The sequence below is a fragment of the Glycomyces amatae genome (assembly GCF_020991375.1).
Classification (GTDB): domain Bacteria; phylum Actinomycetota; class Actinomycetes; order Mycobacteriales; family Micromonosporaceae; genus Glycomyces; species Glycomyces amatae.
Window position 1 is genome coordinate 17048 of the sequence record NZ_JAJLQZ010000032.1, and the last position, 24061, is coordinate 41108.

Annotated in this window: 24 protein-coding genes; 7 read left to right on the forward strand and 17 right to left on the reverse strand. The window is 71.7% G+C overall.

All coding sequences use genetic code 11. The features are described 5' to 3' along the window. Positions 1-68 precede the first annotated feature (68 nt). The 7 genes from thpD to LO763_RS26705 all read right to left on the reverse strand — a co-directional run bounded on the left by thpD (position 69) and on the right by LO763_RS26705 (position 6234). Positions 69-959 (reverse strand): ectoine hydroxylase, encoded by an 891-nt coding sequence (thpD, locus tag LO763_RS26675; protein ID WP_230791070.1) that lies wholly within the window; start codon positions 957-959, stop codon positions 69-71. Between the two features lie 78 nt (positions 960-1037). After that, positions 1038-1454 (reverse strand): ectoine synthase, encoded by a 417-nt coding sequence (locus LO763_RS26680; RefSeq protein WP_230791073.1) that lies wholly within the window; start codon positions 1452-1454, stop codon positions 1038-1040. Then, positions 1451-2725, reverse strand: a complete 1275-nt coding sequence (ectB, locus tag LO763_RS26685; protein WP_230791075.1) for a diaminobutyrate--2-oxoglutarate transaminase — start codon at positions 2723-2725, stop codon at positions 1451-1453. Before ectB ends, LO763_RS26680 begins: the two co-directional genes overlap by 4 nt. 109 nt (positions 2726-2834) lie before the next feature. Next, entirely contained in the window at positions 2835-3488 is a 654-nt protein-coding gene (gene ectA, locus LO763_RS26690; protein WP_230791077.1) for a diaminobutyrate acetyltransferase, read from the reverse strand. Between the two features lie 73 nt (positions 3489-3561). After that, a complete protein-coding gene (locus LO763_RS26695; RefSeq protein WP_230791079.1) occupies positions 3562-4500 on the reverse strand; it encodes a nucleoside triphosphate pyrophosphohydrolase in 939 nt (312 codons plus the stop codon). Beyond that, on the reverse strand, positions 4497-5081 hold the full coding sequence (locus tag LO763_RS26700; RefSeq protein ID WP_230791081.1) for a hypothetical protein: 585 nt from the start codon (positions 5079-5081) through the stop codon (positions 4497-4499). Before LO763_RS26700 ends, LO763_RS26695 begins: the two co-directional genes overlap by 4 nt. A gap of 238 nt (positions 5082-5319) precedes the next feature. Next, positions 5320-6234: an NmrA family NAD(P)-binding protein gene (locus tag LO763_RS26705; RefSeq protein ID WP_230791083.1), complete on the reverse strand. Its 915-nt coding sequence runs from the start codon at positions 6232-6234 to the stop codon at positions 5320-5322. Positions 6235-6334: 100 nt separating this feature from the next. Here LO763_RS26705 and LO763_RS26710 point away from each other — a divergent pair, with 100 nt between their 5' ends. Next, a complete protein-coding gene (locus LO763_RS26710) occupies positions 6335-6901 on the forward strand; it encodes a TetR/AcrR family transcriptional regulator (RefSeq protein ID WP_230791085.1) in 567 nt (188 codons plus the stop codon). Between the two features lie 101 nt (positions 6902-7002). Here the strand turns inward: LO763_RS26710 and LO763_RS26715 are convergent, their stop codons facing one another. After that, positions 7003-7272, reverse strand: coding sequence for a hypothetical protein (locus LO763_RS26715; RefSeq protein WP_230791086.1), 270 nt, complete (start codon positions 7270-7272; stop codon positions 7003-7005). Further along, complete coding sequence (locus tag LO763_RS26720; protein WP_230791087.1) at positions 7265-7585, reverse strand: hypothetical protein; 321 nt, start codon at positions 7583-7585, stop codon at positions 7265-7267. The genes LO763_RS26715 and LO763_RS26720 overlap by 8 nt, the downstream gene beginning before the upstream one ends. Positions 7586-7802: 217 nt before the next feature. Here LO763_RS26720 and LO763_RS26725 point away from each other — a divergent pair, with 217 nt between their 5' ends. Further along, positions 7803-8612 (forward strand): helix-turn-helix domain-containing protein, encoded by an 810-nt coding sequence (locus LO763_RS26725; protein ID WP_230791089.1) that lies wholly within the window; start codon positions 7803-7805, stop codon positions 8610-8612. After that, positions 8609-8791, forward strand: coding sequence for a DUF397 domain-containing protein (locus LO763_RS26730; protein WP_230791092.1), 183 nt, complete (start codon positions 8609-8611; stop codon positions 8789-8791). The genes LO763_RS26725 and LO763_RS26730 overlap by 4 nt, the downstream gene beginning before the upstream one ends. Positions 8792-8881: 90 nt before the next feature. Here LO763_RS26730 and LO763_RS26735 read toward each other — a convergent pair whose 3' ends face one another. Beyond that, positions 8882-10126, reverse strand: a complete 1245-nt coding sequence (locus LO763_RS26735) for a sensor histidine kinase (RefSeq protein ID WP_230791107.1) — start codon at positions 10124-10126, stop codon at positions 8882-8884. Positions 10127-10362: 236 nt separating this feature from the next. Between LO763_RS26735 and LO763_RS26740 the strand changes: the two genes are divergently transcribed. Next, on the forward strand, positions 10363-11856 hold the full coding sequence (locus LO763_RS26740; protein WP_230791094.1) for a serine hydrolase domain-containing protein: 1494 nt from the start codon (positions 10363-10365) through the stop codon (positions 11854-11856). On the opposite strand, the gene LO763_RS26745 is transcribed toward LO763_RS26740, so the two are convergent. From LO763_RS26745 to LO763_RS26755, 3 genes are all read right to left on the reverse strand, one after another. After that, positions 11838-12179 carry a YciI family protein gene (locus LO763_RS26745; protein ID WP_230791096.1) on the reverse strand — a complete coding sequence of 114 codons (342 nt, stop codon included), beginning with the start codon at positions 12177-12179 and terminating at the stop codon, positions 11838-11840. The two genes, LO763_RS26740 and LO763_RS26745, sit on opposite strands and share 19 nt — an antisense overlap. Positions 12180-12269: 90 nt before the next feature. Beyond that, positions 12270-12860: a hypothetical protein gene (locus LO763_RS26750; protein ID WP_230791097.1), complete on the reverse strand. Its 591-nt coding sequence runs from the start codon at positions 12858-12860 to the stop codon at positions 12270-12272. Between the two features lie 38 nt (positions 12861-12898). Next, positions 12899-13336: a hypothetical protein gene (locus tag LO763_RS26755; RefSeq protein ID WP_230791098.1), complete on the reverse strand. Its 438-nt coding sequence runs from the start codon at positions 13334-13336 to the stop codon at positions 12899-12901. Positions 13337-13426: 90 nt separating this feature from the next. Between LO763_RS26755 and LO763_RS26760 the strand changes: the two genes are divergently transcribed. Next, positions 13427-14200: a class I SAM-dependent methyltransferase gene (locus LO763_RS26760; protein ID WP_230791099.1), complete on the forward strand. Its 774-nt coding sequence runs from the start codon at positions 13427-13429 to the stop codon at positions 14198-14200. A gap of 1493 nt (positions 14201-15693) precedes the next feature. Next, the gene (locus LO763_RS26765; protein ID WP_230791100.1) at positions 15694-16416 is read left to right on the forward strand and encodes an SDR family NAD(P)-dependent oxidoreductase; all 723 of its coding nucleotides are present in this window, start codon (positions 15694-15696) and stop codon (positions 16414-16416) included. 24 nt (positions 16417-16440) lie between these two features. On the opposite strand, the gene LO763_RS26770 is transcribed toward LO763_RS26765, so the two are convergent. The 3 genes from LO763_RS26770 to LO763_RS26780 form a co-directional block, all read right to left on the reverse strand. Continuing rightward, the gene (locus LO763_RS26770; RefSeq protein WP_230791101.1) at positions 16441-17457 is read right to left on the reverse strand and encodes a hypothetical protein; all 1017 of its coding nucleotides are present in this window, start codon (positions 17455-17457) and stop codon (positions 16441-16443) included. A 39-nt stretch (positions 17458-17496) separates the two neighbouring features. Further along, positions 17497-21105, reverse strand: coding sequence for a transcription-repair coupling factor (gene mfd, locus LO763_RS26775; protein WP_230791102.1), 3609 nt, complete (start codon positions 21103-21105; stop codon positions 17497-17499). Between the two features lie 160 nt (positions 21106-21265). Continuing rightward, the gene (locus tag LO763_RS26780) at positions 21266-22093 is read right to left on the reverse strand and encodes a metal-dependent hydrolase (protein ID WP_230791104.1); all 828 of its coding nucleotides are present in this window, start codon (positions 22091-22093) and stop codon (positions 21266-21268) included. A gap of 182 nt (positions 22094-22275) precedes the next feature. Here LO763_RS26780 and LO763_RS26785 point away from each other — a divergent pair, with 182 nt between their 5' ends. Continuing rightward, positions 22276-23139 carry an arylamine N-acetyltransferase family protein gene (locus tag LO763_RS26785; protein ID WP_230791105.1) on the forward strand — a complete coding sequence of 288 codons (864 nt, stop codon included), beginning with the start codon at positions 22276-22278 and terminating at the stop codon, positions 23137-23139. 6 nt (positions 23140-23145) lie between these two features. Here the strand turns inward: LO763_RS26785 and LO763_RS26790 are convergent, their stop codons facing one another. Further along, positions 23146-23967, reverse strand: coding sequence for a TrmH family RNA methyltransferase (locus tag LO763_RS26790; RefSeq protein WP_230791106.1), 822 nt, complete (start codon positions 23965-23967; stop codon positions 23146-23148). Positions 23968-24061 lie beyond the last annotated feature (94 nt).

Genomic DNA, 24061 nt, shown 5'->3' on the forward strand with positions numbered 1-24061 from the left:
GGCGCGGTCCGCCGCTGCGGACCGCGCCCCTCCCCCGTTCGCACGGGCCTGCCCGGGCGGCAGGAGACCTAGTTCAGGACCTGCCAGTCGCGCGAGCCCAGGTACTCCGGCCGCGGCTTCTCCGCCGCGAACGGGTCCGTCATGGCGTTCTCGACGCTGTTGAACACGATGAACAGGTTCGAGCGCGGGAACGGCGAGATGTTGCCGTTCGAGCCGTGCATGCAGTTGCAGTCGAACCAGATCGCCGACCCGGCCTGGCCCGTGAACTGGTGGATGCCGTGCTTGTCGGCGAGGAGCCGCAGCGAGCCGTGGTCGGGCGTGCCGATCTCCTGCTTCACCAGCGAGGCCTTGTGGTTGTCCTCGGGCGTCTCGCCCACGCACGAGACGAACGTCTGGTGCGAGCCGGGCATGATCATCAGCGAGCCGTTGAAGTGGTAGTTCTCGGTCAGCGCCAGCGAGAGGCTGACGGCCCGCATCCGCGGCATCCCGTCCTCGGCGTGCCACGTCTCGAAGTCTGAGTGCCACTCGAAGGGCGCGCCGCCGAAGCCGGGCTTGTAGTTGACGCGGCTCTGGTGGACGTAGACGTCCGAGCCCAGGATCTGGCGGGCGACCCCGGCGATCCGCTCGTCGCGGATCAGCTCGGCGAAGTACGGCGAGAGCCGGTGGACGTCGAAGACCGAGCGGACCTCGTCGGTGGTCCGCTCGCGGATCACGCGCTCGTCCCCGTCGAGGGACGGGTCGCGCATGATGCGGTCGAGCTCGGCCTGGGAGGCGGCGAGCTCGTCGGGCTCCAGCAGCTGCGGGACGGCGGTGAAGCCGTCCTGCGCGTGCCCGCCGAGCTGGTCGGCGGTCAGCGGCCCGTCGTTCGGCCCGCCCCACACGGCCGGGTCGTCCGTGCGGTAGACCAGGCGCGGCTCCTTGAAGCGCCGGGTCGGATAGAGGTCGGTCAGTGGCGACATGGTGGTTCGCTCCTCACTGCGCCGCAAGGCGGGCGGCGCACTCATCGTCCGGGTGTCGTCGCGGGGATCTCGTCTCGGCTAGGCGTCGTCTTCGGTCAGCAGCGGGTACACGCCGTCCGCGTCGTGGACCTCCCGGCCGGTGACCGGCGGGTTGAACACGCAGACGGTGCGCAGGTCCTTCTCGACGTCGAGCACGTGCCGCTCGTTGCCGTTGAGGACGTACATCGTGCCCGGGGTGAGGGCGTGGACCTCGCCGGTCTCCAGGTCGCGCAGCTTCGCGGCCCCTTCGATGACGTAGACGGCCTCGATGTGGTTGGCGTAGTGCATGGTCGTGGAGGTCCCGGCGAACAGCACGGTGTCGTGGAGGGAGAACCCGACGCCGTCGCGGGCCAGCAGGAGGCGCCGCGAGCGCCAGGTCCCCTGGGCCCGGTCGCGGTCGCCGCCCTCGACGTCGGCGTCGGTGCCGATGAGGTCTTCGAGCCTGCGGACGATCATGCGGCCACCTCCTCGGCCTCGGACTTCGCGACCGTGGCGACGGCCTCGCGCACGATCGAGACGCCCTCTTCGAACTCCTGCCGGGTCGTCGTCAGCGGCGGCAGGAACTTGACCACCTCGTCCTCGGCGCCGGAGGTCTCCATGAGCAGGCCGTTCGCGAAGGCCTCCTGGCACACCGCGGCGGCGTGCTCGGGCTTCTCGAAGACCAGCCCGCGCGCGAGCCCGCGGCCCCGCGTGGTGATCCCGAGTTCGGGGTAGGACTCGGCGACGCCGTGCAGCTCGCCGTCGAGCCAGCCGGCGTTGGCGTCCACGTCGACGGTGAAGGCGTCCGTGCGCCAGAACGTCTCCAGCGCGGCGGTCGCAGTCACGAACGCGGGCGCGAAGCCGCGGAAGGTGCCGTTGTGCTCGCCCGGGTCCCACACGTCCAGGTGCGGTTTCATGAGCGTCAGCGCGAACGGCAGGCCCATGCCGGACAGGGACTTGGAGAGCGTCACGATGTCGGGGGTGATCCCGGCCCGCTCGAACGAGAAGAACGGTCCCGTGCGGCCGCAGCCCATCTGGATGTCGTCCACGATGAGCAGCAGCTCGTGCTCGCGGCACACGGCCTCGAGCCCGCGCAGCCACTCGTCGCTGGCGACGTTGATGCCGCCCTCGCCCTGGACGGTCTCGACGATGACCGCGGCGGGCCGGTCGAGCCCGGAGCCGGGGTCCTCCAGGAGGCTGCGCAGCCACAGGAAGTCCGGCGTGCGCCCGTCCATGTAGTTGTCGTAGGGCATGGTCGCGGCGTTGTTGAGCGGGACGCCCGCGCCGCCGCGCTTCATCGAGTTCCCGGTGACCGCCAGGGCCCCCAGGGTCATGCCGTGGAAGCCGTTCGTGAACGACACGATGGTCTCGCGGCCGGTGTACTTGCGGGCGAGCTTGAGGGCGGCCTCGACGGCGTTGTTCCCGGCGGGCCCGGGGAACTGGACCTTGTAGTCGAGGTTCCTGGGCGCGAGCACCAGGTCGCGGAAGGTCTCCAGGAAGCGGCGCTTGGCGCTGGAGTAGGTGTCGAGCGTGTGGACGACGTTGTCCTCGGCGAGGTAGCCCAGCAGGGCCTCCTTGATCGCCGGATGGTTGTGGCCGTAGTTGAGGGAGCCGGCGCCGGCGAAGAAGTCGAGGTACGACCTCCCCTGCTCGTCGCTGATGCGGCTGCCCTTCGCGGTGGTGAACACCGTGGGCCAGTTGCGGCAGTATGAACGGACTTGTGATTCGACCTGTTCGAAAACCTGCATGAGTCTCTTCTGGTCGGCCTGATGAGCGGTTCTCCGCTTCCCGGAGCGCGTGGCGCACTCCGGGCGCATACCCGGGCCGGCGCTCGTCGGTGCCCGGGTAGGGCGGGGCTCAGTCCGGTGCCGGACCGCGCTCATCCGGCCCGGAGGGGCCGGACGCGGACGGTTCGGTGGGCCCGGATGACGGACCGGCTCCGGGGCCGGGGCGCTCTGGGAGCGGCCCGATCCGGTGGAGCACTTCAGGTCCGTGGTCGGAGCCGAGCTCGTGCTCGGAGAACAGCACGTCGCGCGTCAGGTCCGCGCCGTTCGCCTTCGCGAACGACCCGAACAGGTGCATCGACGCTTTGTTGTCGGGGGTCACGGTCGCTTCGACGAAGCGGACCCCCTCGGAACGCGAGGACTCGGCCAAGTGGTCGAGCATGCGCGATGCCAGCCCCCGGCGGCGGAAGTCCGGCCCCACCGCGACCTGCCATACGAACAGCGTGTCGGGCGAGTCCGGGCGCCGGTAACCGGTGATGAAGCCTGCCAAGCGGTCTCCCGACCGGGCGACGACGCTGGCGTCCGCGAAGTCGCGGCACCACAGCAGGTAGGCGTACCTGCTGTTGACGTCGAGGCCGCCCGCTTCGATCGCCAGCTCCCACATGAGCGGGCCGTCGGCGGGGGTCGGTGTTTTCAGATCGAGCGCCCCCGGGCCGGGGTCGCTCGTCCCTCGGACCTGGGTGCGCGGCCCGGGCGGGCCGGCGGCACTTGCGTCTCCGGTTGGCATGGGCTCGACGGTAGCAAAGATCGCGGCCATTGTTAAGGCCGTGCGAACGATATTGTGAAGTTGTCGTTGAAAGTCAGTCGTCGGCGCCCTCGCCGCGGTCCGGGAGGCCGGTGCGCTCCAGACCGGCGCGCTCGGTCACGGCCCTGCGCAGGGCCAGCTCGGGGTCGACCCCGGCGGCCCTGGCGGCGGCCACGGCCGCGAGCAGGAAGTCGCCGACCTCCTCCGGTTCGAGCTTGAGCCCGTGGTCGGGCACGTCGAGCGGCTCCCCGGCGTCGTGGAAGCGCTCGATGACCTTGGCCGCCAGCGCGAGCGACGGGAGGCGCCGGGAGACGCCGTCGGCCGGGTGGTCGCGCTCGGGCTTCTCGGCGGCCTTGGCCTCGTTCCAGTGCCGGTAGAGGTCGTCGGGGTCGGCGTCGCCCCACACGTGCGGGTGGCGGCGGACGATCTTCTCCACCAGGTCCCCGGCGACGTCGTCGATGTCGAAGTCCTCGGCGAGCGAGGCGTGCAAGAGCGGCTGGAAGAGCAGGTCCCCCAGCTCTTCGCGGAGCTCGTCGCCGTCGCCGTCGCTGATCGCGTCGAGGACCTCGTAGGCCTCCTCGAGCAGGTAGGGGCCGAGGGTCTCGTGGGTCTGGGCGCGGTGCCAGGGGCAGCCGTCCTCGGCGTGGAGGCGCGCCACGGCCTCCACGAGGTCGAGCAGGCGGGCGCCCGGCGGGTCCCAGGAGCCGTAGACGACCTCGAGCTCGATCTCGCCGCCCGCGACGTACTCGGCCAGGGCCTCGCGCAGCTCCTCGTCGCCCTCCTCGCCGACGACCCAGACGCCGCCCTCCTCGAGGAACCCGGCGGCGTCGTCGACCAGGTCGACCTCGATCCCGGCGTCGCGGATCGCCGCCACGGTCGGTCCCTCGTCGAACGCGGCGACCGCCTCGGCCTCCTGGAGGGCGTCCCAGGCCTCGACGGTGAGAAGCCCGGCGGGGATGCGAGGCGAGGTCAAGAGCCAGGTGACGGTGCTCAACGCTGTGGGATCTCCACTTCGAACAGGCCTTCGGCGCCTTCAGCGAGCACCGGGAAGGCGTCGACGCCGTAGCGCGGGTTGACCCGGACGTCGTACTCCTCCAGGTAGCCGATCAGGGCGTCGCTGAACCCGGCGTAGACCATCATGGTCGCCTGGTCCTGGGGCATCATCTGCTCGAAGGGGCTCCCCAGCCGGGTCATGTGCGCGAGCTCGTCGTCGGTGAGCTCGCGGGGTTCGGCCTTCGCGAGGATCTCGTTGAGGTAGGCGCTGGCTTCGGCGCACTCGGTCTCGAGCCCTTCGGCCGCCCCGGCCGTGTCCGGCTCGGCCAGGTCCATCTGGCGGCCGAGCTCGGCGAACATGAGGCACAGCACGGTGCTCTCGCGGTTCGACGAGAGGTCGAAGTCCATCGTGTCGATCTCGGGCTGCTCGTTGGCCGCCGCCACCGCTTCGACGTAGCCGTCGACGGTGGTCTCCGAAATCCGCTCGTCCCCGACGAACAGGGCCGCGCCCTGCTCGGTCCCGCAGGCCCCCAACGCGAGGAGACCGATGGAGGCCACGGCCGCCAGTCTGAGTGTGCGCACAGAACTTCCCTTCCGCTCAACTGCCCCTGTGACCTTAGCCTCACCGAAGATTCCTCCACAATCCGCCCACCCGCGAACGGGCGAGCGGGCCGAGGGCCGGACGCCGGGGGTTCGGCGACGCCCCCGGCGTCCGCGGGCCTCCGGCGAGCCGGAGTCCGAGCCCGATCGCCCGCCGGTCCGCAGGCGGCGAGGCCGCCGCGGGGCCGCTGAACGCAGAGTTCAGAGGCCCCGCAGCCGGTCAGGGGCGCATATGGTCGCGCGCCCACTCCTCGAAGCCGGTGAGCGGAATGCCCAGGGCCCTCGCGAACTCCGGGCGGGCCGGCTGCCCGGCCGCGTTCATCCACTCCAGGGAGGCCCCCATCGGCGGCATGCCGGCGGCCAGCGCCTCGTCGAGGGTCATGTCCGGCGCGGCGATCCGCGTGCCGAGCACGCGGGAGAGGACCTCGGCGATCTCGGTCATGGACAGGTGCTCGCTGGCCAGTTCCAGTTCGACCCCGTTGAACCGCTCGGGTTCAGCGAAGGCGGCCGCGGCCGCGGCGCCGATGTCGCGCACCGCGGTGAGGGACAGCCGGGTCGCGGGTTTCAGGACGCCGACGATGCCGCCCTCGATCCCGCGCGGGAAGAGGTACGCCATGGACGGGAGGAGGTTCTCCATGAAGAATCCCGGCTTGAGCAGCGTCCAGCGGGGGAAGCCGGCGGCGCGGACCCGGTCCTGGATCGCGGTCTTGGCGTTGAACGACGCCTCCACCGCCCACTCGCCTTCGGCCCAGCGCGGGTGCGCGGTGTGCTGCCCGGCGCCGGCGACGGACGTGTGGACGAACTGCGGCACCCCGGCGGCCTTCGCGCCTTCGACGAGGTTGACGCCCTGGGCGACCTCCCCGTCGAAATCGACGCCGTCCTCGGTGAACGAGGGCATCTGCACGGAGAAGACGGCGCGGGCGCCCTCGGCGGCCTTGATCACCGACTCGCGGTCGTGGAGGTCGCCGGTGACGAGTTCGGCGCCGAGCGCCTCGACGGCCTTCGCCCGGTCGGTGGCGGGGTCGCGGACCAGGGCGCGGATGGGGACGCCCGCCGCGAGCAGGGCCCGGGCGGTGGCGCCGCCCTGCCTGCCGGTGGCTCCGGTGACGAGGACGGGGGCGGAATCGACGGACATGCTGCTCCTCGGTTGCTCCGATCAAAAACGGCGGGGCCCGCCGTTTAGCTTCACGCTACAATACGGCGGGCCCCGCCATTTAGCAACCGGAGGTGCGGCCATGCCCGCCAGCCAGCGCGCCGACGCACGGCGCAACCACGCCCGCATCCTCGCCGTGGCCGAGGAGGAGGTCGCCGCCCACGGCGCCGACGCGTCCCTGGAGCAGATCGCCCGCGTCGCGGGGGTCGGCTCGGCGACCGTGCGCCGCCACTTCCCCACCCGCCGCGCGCTGCTGGAGGCGGTGTCGCAGAGCCGGATCGAGGCCCTGTGCGACCGGGCCCGCGACCTGGCGGGCGAGGCCGACAGCCGCGGCGCCCTGCTGGACTGGCTGAGCGAGGTGGTGGCCTACTCCGCCTCCGCGCGGGGACTGGCTCCCGTGCTGGCGCCCGAGGGCACCGGGCTCGACCCGGCCCCTCTGGACGGCTGCTCGCGGAAGCTGGAGGCGGCGGCGGACCCGCTGCTCGGACGGGCGGTGCGCGACGGCGCGGTGGCGGAAGGGGTCACTTTCGCGGACCTGATGGGCCTGATCGTCGGCATCGCCCTGGCCACGGAGCACGATCCCGATCCCGCCGCGCAGGCCGACCGGCTGTTCCGCCTGGCCGTGGCGGGGCTGAGCCCGCAGGCTTGAACGCAGAGCGGGCCGACCGATCCCCACCTGGATCGGTCGGCCCTGTCGGTGCGCTCACGCGGCCCGTTCCCGGGGAGTCCACGGGCCGGGGCGCACCCCTGTCAGGTCTGTCGGGTCGGGTTCGCCACGACCTTGCGCGCCTCGGCGACGATCCAGGGGCACCACTCGTCGCGGTTCCATGCGCCGTGCCAGTGCGGCGAGTGGTCGATGCCCTCTGCGAAGGTGGCGCACGGGTTCGGGCCGCCGCCGCTGTCGCGGCAGTCGACGCGGTAGACGCGCGGGTCGGCCGAGGCCTGGAAGACGGTGAAGAAGGCCGGGCCGCGCCGGAACCCGCCGAGGTAGACGTTCTGCTCGCCTCGGGGCTCAGCCATTGCACACCCGGACTTTCCCGGCCTCCGGGGGCCGGCCGTTGTAGAAGACCATGAACGCCTGGTCCTTGAGCCACGCCTTCCACTCATCGCCCGCCGAACGCCAACCGTCTCCCCAAGTGGCCCTGAGGTTCCAGGACACCAGGCCGGAGACCACGACCACGATGTCCGCCGGGTCGGACCCCGCGTACACCTGGAACGAGTCCGGCGCTTCGGCACTCGAAGCGCGGACGGTGAAATGGCGCTGACCGTCGTTGAATCGACCCCGGTACAAGGGGTCTATCGGCACGCGGCGCGCGCTCGGCTCTTGTGGCATCTCTCGTGCTCCTCCCATCCAGTTCGGTAGTGACGGGTCGAGAGTAGGGAGAGACGAGCGGGCGACTCAAGATGAAACACCAGGTAGGACGGCTGGCAGTCGGACCAGCGAGTCAGGTTGGGCCAAAAGGATATGGCAGTTTGGTCTTCCAAACTGCCATACGGAATCGCGCATGGTTGCGGGTTGCACAATCCGTTGTGATTGCGATACTGATTTGATGTCGACGGCATCTGAACTTCGCAGGCAGGTCGGGCGTGAGCTTGCGGCGCAACGAGAACTCGCGGGAATCAAGGTCACCGATCAGGAGGCGGCGGCGATCGTGGGTTCCACTCGGACGCTCAAGCGACTGGAAGCGGGTGTCAAGGTGAGACTGACCTTCGTGGTCATCGGCAGCCTCGCCGAGTACTACGGAGCGCCGCGGCAGACGAGATTCGAGCTTCAGCGCATCTGGCGCTTCGTGGACGAAGAGATCTGGGCCCAGCCCAGCCACGCGGTCGAGAACTCGGGGTGGGACGCCTACCTGGAGTTCGAGCGCTTGGCGGTCGGAATCGACAAGTTCGAAACGACCTTGCTTCCGGGTCTGGCCCAAACCGAACGTTTCATGCGGATGCTGTTCGAGCGAAGTGAGTTGTCGGCCCAGGAGATAGGGCGTCTCATCGAGGACCGACTGGCAAGACAAAGCGAATTCGAGGCCCGCCTCAACGCCTCGCTGTCATGTCGGTTCCTACTGGCTGAGGCTGTGTTGCGAAACGGCTGCGGCGACCATGAGTTCAGCCGACTGTTGGAGTTCGATGAACGCGAGAACGTGACTGTCAAGTACCTGCCTTTTTCAGGTGGCCCGTATCCGAAGCTGAATGTGCCGTTCTCCGTACTATCCTTCAGGAACACCGAGGAGCCCAGCATCATCTATCTGGAGAGCCCCTACGAGCGTCGGTTCTACGAGAACAGCGAGGCTGTAGGCACGTACCACCAGATCATCGAGGGAGGGCTCCGACAGGCCAAGTCTCTGAAGGAGTTCAAGCGATGAGCCAGGATGGGTGGCGCAAGTCGAGCCGCAGTGATGGGGCCGCGAACAGCGACTGCGTGGAAGCTCGTACCGTCGGTACCGGCTTCCAGGTGCGGGACAGCAAACTTGGCGATGACTCCCCGATCTTCGATCTGAAGACCGCCGACTTCACCGCGCTGCTCCAGCGAGCCGACCGGTAGCCCTGTCGAACCTGAGACGGCCCCGCCTGCGGCGGGGCCGTTTTCGCTCGGCTCCAGACCGCCTCGTCAGCCGGCCGGCTTGTGCCGCAGTCAGTCGAGGCCGGTGTCGTCGTCGAGCGTTTCATCGGGCTCGAGCGGAAGCCATGCGGCGGTTTCCCAGCCGCCCTCGGTTCTCGGTTCGGACCGCAGCCGACCGCCGGCCGCCTCGACGCGTTCGCGCAGGCCGACCAGGCCCATGCCGGCGCCCGACGCGGCGAGCCGCCCCTTCGCGGGTCTGCCGTCGTCGCGAACCGACACCTCCAAGCCGTTCTCCCCCGCAGGCATGACGCTCACCCTCACCTGGTGCACCGCTTGGGCATGCTTGCGCACGTTCGTCAACGCCTCTCGCACCACGTGGTGCACCGTGGCCGCGATCGCGGGGGACGCGGCGTCGACCAGTTCCGGGGAGATGAAGCTCGAGACGTCGGTGCCCTCACGGGCGAACCGGCGCACCGCCTCCTCCAACAAGGAGAAATGGCCGACGGCGCCGGCGTCGCTCCCTGCCTGGTCATCGCGGAGCATTCTCACCATGCGCCGCATCGATGTCAGCGCCGACAGGCCCGCTCGTTCGATGTCCGCGAACGGTTTCACGGGGCCGGTGCCCGTGGCCTGCGCGGCCTGCGCCAGGACCACGATGCCGGTGACGTGGTGCGCCACGAAGTCGTGCATCTCGCGCGCCTGCTCCAGCCGCTCGGCGCGCCGCATCTCCTCCAGCGCCCGGCGCCGCAGGCGGTCTATGCCGCGCAGGTAGGCCCCGAACCCGATCGCGCTCGTCAGCGCCAGCACGATGATGACCGTGCCGACCGCGACGGAGTCGGGGTACGCGAGGACTCGCGGGCCGATCATCACGATCGCCGCTCCGAGCACGACCGCCACCCACCGTCCGGGCGGCGCGTTCCAATGCCGCACGGCGGACACCATCAGCAGGAGCAGCGCGATGCCTTCAGCGGCGCCCAGGCCGCGGCTCGGCTCGAGCGTCCAGCCCAGCACGGAGACCCCGGCGAGCCGCGGAGCGCTGGAGGTCGTGGCGAGCTCCAGGAACGACAAGGTCAGCGAGAGGACCGCGACGGCGGCGACCCACCGCTTTCGGCCGGGTCGATAGAGCGTCCACGTCAGGATCGCGGCGAGAGCGGTCGCGGCCTGCGGCCACGTGGACGGCGATGCGATCGCGGGCGGCTGCCCGGCGCCGGCCGAAAGCGACTCGGCGAGCAGGATGAGACCGAGCCCGATTCCGCCGCCGATCAGCATCGTGCGCCGCCCGAGCAGACCCAGACGAGCGCGGCGGTCAGACTTCATGGTCACGCCACGAACGGTAATCGGTCTCGGCGCTCACTCGGCCGAACGGCCGATGCCGGGGACGCGGATTCGGCCCTCCGGCCGAGGTCGATGCCCGCACCGCGAGCGAACCTTGGCGCGTGAGCAGCCCCCTGAACGTTCGCCCTGCCCTGGGCCTTTCGGCGCTTTCCGCGTTCCGTTCCCTCCGCGTCGCCGCGCGTTCCGTCCGAGCGCGCCGATCGAGGAGTATGCGGTCCTTGGCCGCCGGTGCCGCGATCGCGGTGGCCGGCCTCGGGTTCGCGGCGCCCGCCGCGGCCGCGCCGCCTCGGATCGACGCCGCCTCGATCGAGGACCTGGTGTCGGCGCATCTGGGCGTGACCGGCCTGACAGGGGTGGCCGTCGCCGTCACGCACGGGGGCGAGGTGACCCATGCCGGCGGCTACGGGCACACCTCCGAGGGCGGCCCGGTCACCGAGGACACGCTCATGCGGATCGGCTCGGTGTCGAAGTCCTTCACCGCCCTCGCGGTCATGCAGCTCGTCGACGCCGGCGAGATCGGCTTGGACGAGCCCGTGGCGACCTACCTGCCCGATTTCGCGACCGCGGACGGGCGCGACGCCGACATCACCGTCCGGCACCTGCTCAACCACACCTCGGGCCTGTCGGACGCGGTCCATCCGGAAAGCGGCATCGAGCAGCCCGATTCCCTCGCCGAGGCGGTCGCGGCGCTGCGAGAGGTGCGGCTCGCCGACGACCCCGGGTCGGCCCACCACTACCACAACCCCAACTACCAGGTCGCGGCCCGGATCGTCGAAGTCGTCAGCGGGCGGTCGTTCGAGGACTACCTGCGCGAGCAGATCTTCGCACCCGCGGGGATGGAGGCCACGTCCTCCGTGTCCAACGAGACCGATCCGGTCCCCGGACTGGCGGACGGCTACAACCGCTGGTTCGGACTGAACACGGCGCGCGACGAGTCCGACCGGTTCGTCGCGGGCTCGGCCGGGATCGTCTCCACCGCCGAGGACCTGGCGTCCTGGCTGATCGTGCAGAACGACGGCGGCAGGGCCCTGACCGGCGAACGGCTCGCCGCACCCGGGACCGTCCAGGCGATGCACGAACCGTCCGGTCAGGGCCTGTCCTACGGGCTCGGTTGGGACTCGCTCGACTACGCGGGCGTCGACCAGGTGGTCCACACCGGATCGTCGTTCACCTACACCAGCGAGGTCAGGCTCCTTCCCGGCAGCGGCTACGGCTTCGCGGTGCTGTCCAACAGCCGCCAGCCCCTGGAGGCCGAGACCGAGGCGATCATGGACGGCCTGGTCGCCCTCTCCCAAGGGCGCGAGTTCGCCTCCGCGATGCCGCTGGCGTTCATCTGGGACCTGGTGCTCACGGCCAGCGCCGCGATCGCCGTCGGCCTGACGGCCTGGAGGCTGCGGCGGGCCCGTCCGTGGGCCGCCCGCCGAGCCGAGGTGCGGCCCTGGCGCATCGGCCTCATCGCAGCGCCCCCGCTGGCGGTCGCATCGACGCTCGCGCTCCTGCCCGTCCTCGCGACGCTCCTCAGCGGCCGGGATGTGACTTGGACGTTCCTATGGCATTTGACTCCGACCCTGCCCGCGAGCCTCGGCATCATCACCGTGGCCGGCGCGCTGACCGCCGCCGTGCGGTTGCGGGCCCTGCCCCGGGTCAAGACCGAGAACGGCGACCGCCGGCCGCGCTTTCGCGGTCGTCCCCGTCAGCTGGCCGGGTCGTAGCCGAACTGCCTGACCTCCTGGGCGCAGCGGCAGGCCCGGGCGAGCTTCGCGGCCCACTCGAACGCCGCCTCCCGCGAGGGCAGCTCGAGAACGGTGTACCCGCCGTTGGGCACCTGGTGGCCCGGGTGGGTGCCCTCGGTGACGGTGCCGTCGCCTGCCACGAGCACCGGGGCCACCGCCTCGTCGATCCCGCCGCCGAAGACGTACACGCCCGCCTTCTTGGCCTCCTCGATGACGGCGTGCGAGTCCTCGACCACCGCCGCGAACTCCTCCTCGGGGAACACCATGGCCTCACCGGGGAACGAGATCAGGTACTTCGTCATTCGCGGACTCCTCTGCTCGGGCGGCGGCGCCGCACTGCGGCGCCCGGCTCGATTATGGAGCCGGGGTCCGACACAGCGCGGCACCCGCGCTCAGTCGGCGCTGTCCTCGTCGCCCGCGGGGATGCGGCGGCGGCCGCCGGGGCTGATGGGGCGGCGCCTCGCGGCCTGGTCCATCTCGTAGCGGTGGTACCAGGGGGCCCAGCCGCCCTGCCGGAACCACCGCCGCGCTTTGGGGGACGCGAGGCCGCCGAGGACGCACACGGCCACGGTGAGCCAGAGGACGGCGCTGACCAGGCCGAGGATCTCGCCGTAGGTCCGCCCCACGCCCACGATGCCGATCACGGTGTTCAGCGGGACCACGAGGAGGGCGGCGATCCTGGCCCAGCGGCGGCCGTGGCCGAGGTTGAGGACCACCGCGACGTACGGGATCGTGTAGACCACGAACACCGGGGCCACGACCGCGATCGGGTAGCCGGTGCCGATGTCGATGGCGCCCTCGATGTCCGAGAGCACCGGCACGTCGGCCGTCTGGCCCTTGACCCAGTTGAAGATCCTGGGCCCGAAGCCGAAGCTGACGCTCATGAGCATGAAGTACTGGAACACCATCAGGACCTGGGCGAGGTCGACGGCGTGCGGTTTGTCGTACAGCGGTTCCGGTTCGCGAGCGAGAGGCCTGTCCATGGGCGCTCCTAGGAACGAGGGTTCCTCCAGTCTACGGCTCAGCGGCCGTTTGCGCTGGTCTCGCCGGGACCGGGACGCACCCGGGCCCAGCGCCACACCGGGCGCGACACCAGGAGGCCGGTGCAGGCGAGGTCGAGGACGCCCGCGAGCTTCTCCAGCGGCGGGGCCGAGAGCCACGCGTCGAACTCGGCGAGGAGGACCATCGCGGGGACGCCGGTCGTGATCAGCGCCAGGAACCACGCCCACGCCCGCCGGTGCCAGATCGCGAAGGCGTACAGCAGGAGCAGCGTGGCGGCGACGACCAGGAACGTCAGGAACGCGGGGCTGTGGTACCCCATCCGCTCGCAGTCCACGTCGTGCGGACCGCACGCGTAGTACTCGGGGATCAGCACGGCCATGAAGTCGATCCAGCTCAGGACCAGCAGCACCATGAGGGCGCGCACGGTCAGCGGACGTTGCTCGGCGGGCGCGCTCATGCCGATATTCTGCGTGCTCGCACGGCCCGGCGCAACGGTCCGGGGCGAAAAGCGATTGCCCGGCCGGCGGCGGGTCCCTACGCTCGGGCGATGGACTGGGTCGGCGACTTCTATTCGCGCACAGGGCAGTGGTGGGGCGAGGCCGAGTCGGGCGTCGGCGCCCGCGATCGCAGACGGGTCGAGGCCGTCCACGCCCGCTTGGGATCCGAGCCCAAACGGGTGCTTGAACTGGGCTGCGGATACGGGAACACCGCCGCGGCGTTCGCCGAGGCCGGGCACACCGTCACCGCCGTCGAGCTCACCGACCGGGCCGAGTACGCGGCCGCCCACGCCGAGCGTCTGGGCGCCGAGCGGCTGCGGATCGTCCGCGGCGACTTCTACGAGACCGCGTTCGAGGACCGGTTCGACGTGGTCGCCTACTGGAACGGCTTCGGTGTCGGTACCGACGCCGACCAGCGGCGGCTGCTCTCCAGGATCGCCGCCGAATGGCTTGCACCTGGCGGCACCGCGATGGTCGACGTGTTCAACCCGCTCGTGTGGGCGGCCTGGGACGGCGACGTCGACGTGCTCCATGCCGACCCCGAGCGCGGGTACCGCCACGAGCTGTCGCAGCGGCTCCGGTTCGACCCGGTCTCGTGCACCGCGGTCGACACGTGGACGGACACGGCCGACCCCGAGCGGGAGATCAGCCAGCGGCTGCGCTGCTACAGCCCCGCCGACCTGCGGCTGCTGCTGGAGGGGACCGGGCTGGCGCTGTCGGCGGTCGTCGTCGGCGGCGAGACACTCGACCTGGGCGCCGACCACGCCGGGAACGCGGCCCTGCTGCGGGAGCGCCACGAATACCTGGCAGTGCTCACGGCCTAGGGACAATGTCGTTCAGGTAGAGGAGTCGATCTTCAGTCGGTGTTCGGGCACCCGGCGATGGAGGATCGGGGAGCCGGATGCGGGCGTGTCGCCGAGACCGGTCGGGTCGGTAGCCGGGGTTCGGGCGGGCGGCGACGGAGCTGTGGAGGCCGGGGCCGGGTCGGTGCTCACGTGGGGTTCGGGCGGCGGCGACGGTGTGGTGGAGGGGTGAGCTTGAGGATGTCGCCGGAGCCAGGCCTTTTGGGTCGAGGTTCGGGCGGGCGGCGACGGAAGAGCAGAAGACCGGAGGCGGATGCGTTGCCGAGGCCGGGCGGGTGCTCGGGTCAGGTTCGGGCGGCAGCGACGGCGTGGCGGCGGGGCCGGTCGTCACCGCGGTAGCGGTGGTGGGATCGGTGGCTGCGGGGTTCGTCGCAGCGGCCTGCCGCCCGGCGGCCTGGTGCGCGGTACGTGCCGCCGGTGTCGCGGCGCAAGGCATCGTCGTCGTGGTCGTGGTGGTCATGGTGGGTTCACCTCCTCCCGGTGGGTATGGTCGCGTCCTCGCGGATACGCGGTCGTGAGCGCGATGGTGATCGCCTCGCCTGACGGCACCATCTCGCGGCCGGGTCTCGCATCGCCGTCGAGTAGCCGCCGCCGTGCGGCCATGGCCTGCCGGTCCTGCCTGGCGTGCCGGACGATCTATCGTCCTGCCGGGCCTGCCGGGCCTGGCGGTCTTGTTCCTCCGGTTCCTCCTGTCCTTCCTGTCGGTGGTGGTGGTCGGGTGGGTGTGCTGGATACGCCCGGGGGTGTGTGCGGGACTCCGACTGTGCTGGCCGGCGGTACCTCCTCAAGGAGGCCGCACTCCCGTCACATGCCCGTAGACCGCGGTGACGGTGGTACCAGCGCAGGACCGGAACGCGGGACAAACAACCCCCGTCCTAGCTGCGAGGGCGGCCCCGACACCAGTGGGCGGTACGAGCGGCCAGAGGCTGTCGTAGTCTGCATTAAATGAACACATCTCGTTCGCTTGCACTGATTCCGTAACCCTGTACGTACCCCAATCATCCCCCCGATAGCCCCACCCCGGCAACACCCACACGGGTAGAGAACCCTCACGTTTCCACCGGTGCCCCTGCACCGCAACAACACCGACCACCAGATCCACAATGGCGCCCCGCCCGCCCGACCCACACCAGCCCCCGAACCCGCCAACCAACCCCAGCCCTCCACACACCCCTTCGTCGCCGCCGCCTTTATGGCCCCTGACCGTCCACCAACCCCGGGCCCGCCGACCGACCCCAGCCCTCCACCCTCCCCACCGTCGCCGCCGCCTGAAGCCGGACCCCACCCCCTACCGGCACCGGCTCCAGCGCCGACACCGGCGCATGCACGACGCGGTCGCCACCACCTGACGCGGGCCGAAGCGCTCCATCCGCTCTTCGACACGACCGGGGGCCGGGACCCGGCCCCTCCCCGGGTTCGGGGAGACTGGGGTCCTGCACGATCGGGAGGCGCTCATGGAGTTCTCGGGGTACCGGGTCGCCGTCACCGGGGCCGGGCGCGGGCTCGGCCGCTCGCTGGCGCTCTCGCTGGGGCGCGACGGCGCCGAGCTGTTCCTGAGCGCACGGTCCTTCCAGGCCGCCGAGGAGGTCGCCCAGGAGGTCCGGCACGTCGGCGGGAGGGCCCACGCCTTCGAGTGCGACCTGGCGGAGCCGGAGTCGATCCGGGACTTCGCCGAGGCGCTCGGCGAAGTGAGCGAGACTGTGGACGTGCTGGTCAACAACGGGGCGCCCTATCTGGACGCCGGGGGCTTCCTGGAGGCCGCCGACGAGGACGTGGCCGCCGTCATCGCCGCCGGGGCCGCCGGCACGGTGCTGGCCACCAAGGCGCTGCTGCCCCTGCTGCTGCGCAGCGGGCGGCCTGACATCGTGACGCTGGTGTCGGGGTGCGGCGAGTACGGGAACCACCGCTCCGCGGCGCACGAGGCGTTCTACGCCGCGAAGTCGGCCCAGGCCGGGTTCACCGAGGTGCTCTCGAAGCGCCTGCGGCCCCAAGGGGTCCGGGTCATCTCGCTGTACCCGCCGGACTTCGACGAGGTGGACCCGCTGTCGCCGGAGTGGGACCGGCCGCGCGGGGCCGCCGAGGCGCTGTCGGCGCGGTCGGTGGTCGATTGCGTCCGGTTCGCGATCGGGCAGCCCCGCGACTGCTTCATCAAGTCCTTCTACTTCGAGCAGGCCTGAGCGGGCCCGTCCGGCGGTCTCGGCTCAGCCGCTGTCCGACGGCTTCACGTAGGCGGTCCCGCCGGTCTCGAACGCATGGCCGGGCCGGTCGACGTCGGGCTCGACCAGTGTCGCCGACCGCTCGTCCACCATGATCCGCACCGGGAACCCCGGCAGCGGCACCCGGTCCGCGTTGGTGGCCATGGCGGTCGAGAAGGTCCGCCGCGAACCGGCGTGCTCGTAGCGGATCACGACGTCGAAGAGGGGCTTGTGCTCGGCCCATCGGCGTCGGAAGCGCGTGGACTCGACCTCGCCGTCGAACCGCCGCCCGGTGTCGCGCAGGCGCTGGATCAGCCGCTGCCGCCGCCGGGCCCGCCAGAGCGCGGACGGCGCATGGACCATGCCGACGACGAGCGCGATCAGCACCGGCGCCGTGACGAGCATGAGCAGGACGGGCGCGCGCTCCCCGAAGAACCGCTCGCCGTCGGCGAGCGTGGACGCGTACCCCGCCAAGTGCAGTGCCGCGCCCGCGGTGATCCCGAGGGCCCCGGCGGCGAAGGCGAGCCCCCTCGCGACCGATTGCCGCCCGAACTGGACGCGCGTCAACGTGACCAGCCGCAGGCGGGCGGACCCCGCGGCGGCGAGCGCCACCACGATCAGCCCGATCCACCACCAGGTGCGCGCACGGTCGTGCAGCCCCGGCCGGCTCGCGTCCATGCCGGGCAGCTCCGCGAGGCCCAGGTACGACACCGCGGTCCACAACAGCGCGGTACCCGCCAGGGCGGCGAGCAGCGGCGGCGTGAACCGCCCCGGCGCCCGGCCGGGGGCGAGCGAGGTGATCCCCGCGCCGCGGTCGGTCGTGGAGAACACCGGGCCGAGCTCCCACCAGTGGTCGCGCCTGCGGCGCTCCGCCTCCTCGGCGGTCGGGGCGGGGCCGTAGCGCGCGCTCTGGTGGTGCGCCGCGGCCATCATGCCCGCGAACCAGCGGGTGGCGAAGGAGTCCGGCGGCCAGTCCCGCCCCCCGGGCCCGGGCCCGCTCCCCGCATCGTCCTTGCCGCTCATGGGGCCAGGATAGGCGCCCCGTGCACCTCGCCGCGTCCGCTAGGGCGCCTCGGGGATCACGTCGCCGATGAGGTCGGCGCACCAGTGGAGCAGCGCGAGGCCCTCCAGCGGCTTGCCGCCGATCTTGGACGTGGTGGGGCGCGGGACGCTGATGAGGCCCGCCTGGGCCTTGTAGTGGGCGTCCGGGTAGTGGCGGCCCAGCCGCAGCTGCCGCGAATCCGGGAGTTCCACTGTGGAGAACCTGAGGTTCTTGCCCTGCAAGGCGATGTCCGTCAGACCGTGGCGGCGGGCCAGGAGCCGGAAGCGGGCCAGGTGGAACAGGGTCTGGACCTGGTCCGGCGCGGGCCCGTACCGGTCCTCGATCTCCTCGCGGACCTCCTCGAGCTCCGCGTCGCCGTGCACCTCGGAGATCTTGCGGTACATCTCCAGGCGCAGCCTTTCGACCTCGACGTAGTCGAAGGGGATGTTGGCGTCCAGCGGCAGCTCGACCTTCACCGGCGCCGGGGGCTCCTCCCCGCCGCCCTTGAACGAGGTCACGGCCTCCCCGACCATCCGCAGGTACAGGTCGAAGCCGACGTCGGCGATGTGCCCCGACTGCTCGGCGCCCAGGAGGTTGCCCGCACCGCGGATCTCGAGGTCCTTCATCGCCACGTACATGCCCGCGCCCAGCTCGGAATGCTGCGCGATCGTCGCCAGGCGCTCGTGCGCGGTCTCGGAGAGCGGCTGCTCCGGCGGGTACAGGAAGTAGGCGTACGCCCGGTCGCGGCTGCGGCCCACGCGGCCGCGGATCTGGTGCAGCTGCGAGAGGCCGAGGAGGTCCGCGCGCTCGACGATGAGCGTGTTGGCGTTCGGGATGTCGATGCCGGACTCGATGATCGTGGTCGAGACGAGCACGTCGTACTCGCCCTCCCAGAAGCCCTGCATGATCTGCTCGAGCTGGCCCTCGCCCATCTTGCCGTGGGCCACCGCGATCCGCGCCTCGGGGACGAGCTCCCGCAGGCGCGTCGCCGCCCGGTCGATCGACTCGACCCGGTTGTGCAGGTAGAAGGCCTGGCCGTCGCGCAGCAGCTCGCGGCGGATCGCCGCGGCGACCTGCTTGGCCTCCCAGGCGCCCACATAGGTGAGCACCGGGTGGCGCTCCTCGGGCGGCGTCGCGATCGTGGACATCTCGCGGATGCCCGTCACCGCCATCTCCAGGGTCCTGGGGATCGGCGTGGCGGACATGGTGAGGACGTCGACGGCGGCGCGCAGCGCCTTCAGCTTCTCCTTGTGCTCCACACCGAACCGCTGCTCCTCGTCCACGATGATGAGCCCGAGGTCCTTGAAGCGGGTCTCGGCCTGGAGGAGCCGGTGGGTGCCGACGAGGATGTCGACCTCGCCGGTGGCGATGCCCTTCTGGATCTCGGCGGCCTCGCGCGTGGACTGGAACCGCGAGAGCTGCTTGATCTTCACCGGGAACTGGCCCATGCGCTCCACGAACGTGCCGTAGTGCTGGCTCGCCAGGAGCGTCGTCGGGACGAGCACCGCGACCTGCTTGCCGTCCTGGACGGCCTTGAAGGCGGCGCGGACGGCCACCTCCGTCTTGCCGTAGCCCACGTCGCCCATCACGAGGCGGTCCATGGGGACGCGGGCCTCCATGTCGGCCTTCGTGTCGATGATCGCCGAGAGCTGGTCGGGCGTCTCGATGTACGGGAAGGCGTCCTCGAGTTCGCGCTGCCACGGCGTGTCGGGGGCGAACGCGTGCCCCTCGGCGGCCTGGCGGGCCGCGTAGAGCTGGATGAGCTCGGCCGCGATCTCGCGCACGGCCTTGCGGGCGCGGCGCTTGGTCTTCTGCCAGTCGGTGCCACCGAGCTTGTGCACCGTGGGCTGCTCCCCGCCCACGTACCGGGTGAGCTGGTCGAGCGCGTCGGTGGGCACGAAGAGGCGGTCGCCGGGCTGGCCGCGCTTGGAGGCGGCGTACTCGATGACGAGGTACTCGCGGTCGGCGCCGCCGATCGCGCGGCGGACCATCTCGACGTACTTGCCGACGCCGTGCGCGTCGTGGACCACGTAGTCGCCCGGGGAGAGCTCGAGCGGGTTGACCACGCCGCGCCGCTTGGCGGCCTTGCCCTTGCGGGGCCGCTGGGCCGCGAGGGCCTTGCCGCCGGCGATGTCGGCGGCGGTGACGGCGACGACGCCGGAGGCCTCGTCGACGAAGCCCAGCGCGAGCGTGCCGGTGCAGGCGACCACCTCGCCGGGGCGGAACGCCTCGGGCGCGGCCTCCAGGTGCGCGCCGATCCCTTCGGCGCGCAGCTGCTCGGCGGCGCGCTCGGCGCCCCCGAGGGCCGGGTAGACGACGGCGACGGCGCGGCCCTCGCGCGTCCAGGCGCGCATGTCGGCCACGAGCTGCTCGGTGTTGCCGTGGTAGCGGGGGGACTCGGTCACGCCGAGGTCGACGGTGAGGGCGTCGTCGTCCACGCCGCCGTAGGTGAGCGGCTCACCGGTGATCGCGGCGAGCTCGGCGGCGAGGTGGTCCTCCTCGGGGGCGGCGGCGAACGGCGAGACCGTCCACCAGCGCTGCCCGGCCGCGAGCGCGGCGGTGCGGGCCTCGGCGAGGTCTTGGAAGGTGCCCGCGCCCAGGTCGACGGGGGCCTGGCCACCGGCCGCGGCGGCGGCCCAGGACGCCTCCAGGAACTCGTTCGAGGTGGCGACGAGGTCGAGGGCGCGGGTGCGGATGCGCTCGGGCTCGATGGCGACGATCAGGGCGTCCCGGGGCAGGACCTCCTGGAACAGCTCCAGGCTGCCGGGCCCGGCGAGGGCCGGGAGCAGGGACTCCATGCCCTCGACGGGGATGCCCTGGGCGAGCTTGGCGCACATCTCGGCCAGGCCCGGGTAGGCCTCGCCGAGCTCGGCGGCCCGCTCGCGGACCTCCTCGGTGAGGAGCAGCTCGCGGCAGGCGACGGCGCGCAGCTCCCCGACCGCGTCGAGGGAGCGCTGGTCGGCGACGGAGAACTCGCGGATCGAGTCGACCTCGTCGCCGAAGAACTCCAGGCGCAGCGGGTGCTGGGCGGTGGGCGGGAAGACGTCGAGGATGCCGCCGCGGACCGCGAACTCCCCGCGCTTCTCGACCAGGTCGACGCGCTCGTAGGCGAGGCCGACGAGGTGGGCGGCGAGCTCGGTGAGGTCGGTCTCGTCGCCGCGGCGCAGATGCACCGGTTCGAGCGAGCCGAGGCCCTTGAGCTGGGGCTGGAGCGCGCCGCGGACGGGGGTGACGATGACGCGCGGAATGTCGCCCGCGTGGAGGCGGTGGAGCAGCTCGAGCCGGGCGCCGACGGTGTCGGAGCGGGGCGAGAGGCGCTCGTGCGGGAGGGTCTCCCAGGCCGGGTAGTACGCGATCTCGTCCTCGGCGACGAAGGAGGCGAGGGACTCGGCGAGCTCCTCGGCCTCGCGGGAGGTCGCGGTGATCGCCAGGACGGGCCCGGCGGCGTGCCGGGCGGCCTGGGCGAGGGCCAGCGGCCTGGCGCCGGGCACGGCGACGACGTCGACGGCGCGGTCGGAGGCGGCGGCCAGCTCGGCCAGGCGGGCCAGCTTCGGCGCCTTCGCGGCGGCCGCGAGCAGGCTCTCGAGCTTCGGTTTCGGTGCGGCGGTCTGGTGGCTGCCTTCGGACATTCGCGGGCTCCCTGCGCGGTGATTCGGTCGCGGCTCGGAGACGGCACGGCGGTGCGCGAGCACGACGATAGGCCGGAAACGGGCCTGTGGGCCCGTTCCGGCAACCGGTCGATTCTACCTCGCGCGGGCACGCGGCCCGCCCGCGATCGTCGGGCGCCCGCTACTGGGCGGCGCCCTGGCCCCCCTGGTCGAAGATGAAGCTCTGGACCTCGGGCAGGTTGTAGAACATGCCGACGACGACGAGGACGGTGAGGACGGGCAGGAGGATGCGGTTCTCCTCCTTGCCGCCCGCGCGCAGGGCGATCTTGTTGGGCAGGCCGATGTCCTTCCAGCGGCGGCCCTTGATGGGGAGGGGGAAGAACAGCGGGGAGCCCATCTTCGTGATCATGTCGCCGAGGATGTGGATGAAGCAGCCGACGCCCATGGCCAGGCCGAGGATCCAGTAGTCGCGGCCGTCGGGCAGGAGCCGGTACATGCCGTAGGAGGCGGCCAGGGCGACGGCGGTGGTGACCATCCAGCCCTTCTTCGCGACGGTCTCGGCCAGGAGCCCGCGCACCGCCAGACCGGTGAGCACGAACAGGATCGCGATGACCGCCGGCTTCCCGAACTGCGCGGCCAGGAACCCGGTGCCGACGCCGACGAGCGCGGCGTGCACGAAGGTGTGGGTGAAGGTCCGGTGGCCGTTCTTCCGCTTCTTGTCCTTCTTGGACTTGGTGAGGAGGTAGAACCAGTAGCAGAGCCGCTCGACGACCTCGGCGACCATGAGGGAGGCGACGCCGAAGGAACGGGCCACAGTGGACCCTCCCTTGTTCTCGGTCACCTTGCCTGCGCAGTCGATGTCGGGGTAGAGGGCGGCGCCTGAGCAGACGATGGTGCCGACGACGAGTTCGGCGGAGGACTGGTCGATGCCGAACGCGATGTCGGCGACGGCCGAGCCTGCGAGCCACAGGGCGGCGCCGGACATGGCGTGGGTCGGGCCCATGACCATAGCGGGGACTCCTTCAAGGGCGGGTGGTGGGCGGGCGGGGTCGAAAGAATGGTGAGACTATCGCACACCGGTGCCACCACCGCGGTCCCAGGCGTGACGAAACGCCAGCCTCGCAACATCATTCGCGTACCGGTCCGATCACGACCGCGGTGGCGGGGTCCCGCTCGCGCTATGGTCGTGGTGTGTTCGACTCCGCCCAAGTGGCCGCGTACCTCAAGCGCGTCGGCATCACCGCGCCCAGGCGCCCGACGCTGCACGCCCTGCGGCGGATCCACCGCGCGCACGTGGGCGCGATCCCGTACGAGAACCTGGACATCCAACTCGGCAGGCCGATCGAGCTGGGCGCCGACGCGCTGCACGCGAAACTCGTCGAGGGCGGGCGCGGCGGCTACTGCTACGAGCAGAACGGCACGCTCGCGCACGCCCTGGAGGGCCTGGGCTTCGACGTGCGCCGCGTGCTCGGCGGGGTCGCCGTCGAGACCGAGGGCGACGGCAACTGGTGGAACCACATGCCGCTGGTGGTGCGCTTCGCGAACGGCGAGGAGTACCTGGCCGACGCCGGGATCGGCACCGGCTTCCGCGACCCGCTCCCGATCCGCGACGGCAGCTACCGGGTGGGCGCCTTCAACTTCGGGATCTGGAGCCTCGGCGACGAGGCGTGGCGCTGCTCGATCGACCCGCGCGTGACCAACCTGACCTTCGACTTCACGCTCGCCGCGCGGCGGCCCGAGGAGTTCGCGGAGCGGTGCCGGGAGCTGTCGACCGCGCCGGACTCGCCGTTCGTGAAGACCCTGACGGTGCAGGGCCCCCGCGAGAACGACATGTGGGTGCTGCGGGCCCGGACCCTGACGGTCTTCGACCCGAAGCTGCCCGAGGGCAAGGCGGTGCGCGTCGTGGAGGACGCCGCGGCCTTCGCCGAGCTGCTGCGCGGCCCGTTCCGACTCACGCTCGACAAGGGCGAGCTGGAGGCCCTGTGGGCCAAGGCGGTCGAGCAGCACGAGCGCAAGCTCGCCGAGGACCGGGCGACCGCCGCGAACGCGGTCTGAGCCGCCTCAGCCGTCCGAGCGCTGGCGGGCGGCCTCGTAGAGGGCCACCGAGCCGGCGTTCGCCGCGTTCAGCGAGGAGGCCGCCTTGGGGGACATCGGGATGCGGGCGACGGCGTCGGCGAGATCGAACCAGGCCTTGGACATGCCCTCGGTCTCGTTGCCGACGACGAGCAGCACCGGGCCCCGCAGGTCGTGGTCGGCCAGGGCCCGCTCGCCGCGCTCGTCGGTGCCCACGATCGCGGGCCGGTCCCCTTGGCGCCCGGCCCACTCGGCGACCTCGTGCGCGGAGGCCGCGGACACGACGGGCAGGGCGAAGAGGCTGCCGGTGGAGGCGCGCACGGCCTTGGGGTCGTAGGGGTCGGCGGCGTTGCGGCCGGTCACGATCACCGCGTCGGCGCCGAAGGCGTCGGCGGAGCGGATGAGCGAGCCGAGGTTGCCGGGGCTGGTCGGGCGGTCGACCACGAGGCCGAGCCAGCCGGGCCCGGCCTCGATCCCGGCGAGGCGCGGGTGCGGGACGGCGACCTGGGCGATCAGCTCGGGGGCGTCGCCGTCCTTCTCGCCGAGCTCGGCCATGAGCGGGGCGGACACGGCGGCCTGCTCGATGTGCGGCGAGTCGAGGAGCCCGCGGGCCCAGTCGGACAGGCGCGGCCGGTCGGCGTCGTACAGGAGCGCCTCTACGGTCCAGCCGTGCTCGACGGCCATCGTGATCGGGCGGACCCCCTGGACGAGGAAGGACCCCGCCCGGTGGCGCTTGGTCCGGTTGCGCAGCAGCGTCTCCCACTGCTGGAACCGGGCGTTCCGGACACTGACCCGCAGGGTTCTGGACATGGCCTCCGCATTTCCGTCGAACGGACCGGCCGAACCTACCATGCGGGCGCGGAGCGGCTGCTTTGTGAAAGTGCGTCGTGGCAGGTGCAGGTGC